The sequence below is a fragment of the Mesorhizobium sp. M8A.F.Ca.ET.161.01.1.1 genome (genome assembly GCF_004792105.1).
Classification (GTDB): Bacteria; Pseudomonadota; Alphaproteobacteria; order Rhizobiales; family Rhizobiaceae; genus Mesorhizobium.
The window spans coordinates 1-315 of the sequence record NZ_SRTD01000343.1 but is presented as its reverse complement, the minus strand read 5'-3'; the positions used below and the strand labels follow the sequence as shown (position 1 = coordinate 315).

1 protein-coding gene is annotated in these 315 nt (G+C 56.5%); it reads left to right on the top strand.

Features of this window, described 5'->3' with window-relative positions:
- A partial coding sequence (bamD, locus tag EN804_RS35995; RefSeq protein ID WP_135922399.1) for an outer membrane protein assembly factor BamD occupies window positions 1-315 on the top strand: 315 nt, incomplete at both ends.

Below are 315 nucleotides of genomic sequence, written 5' to 3'. Positions count from 1 at the left end.
GCAAGTTCGAGGCGATTGACAAGCAGTACCCCTTCACCGAATGGGGCCAGAAGGCGCTTGTAATGCAGACCTTCATTGCCACGCGCACCAACAAGAACGATGTGGCAATCACCACCGGTAGCCGTTTCCTGCGGCAATATCCGCGTTCCAAGGACGCCGCTTACGTTCAGTACATGATCGGTCTTGCCTATTCGAAGCAGATTTCCGACGTCACGCAGGACCAGCGCGCCGCGCAGCGCACAGTTGAGGCGATGAACAAGGTCGTCAACGATTATCCCGATTCGGAATATGTCGCGGATGCGCAGGCCAAGATCC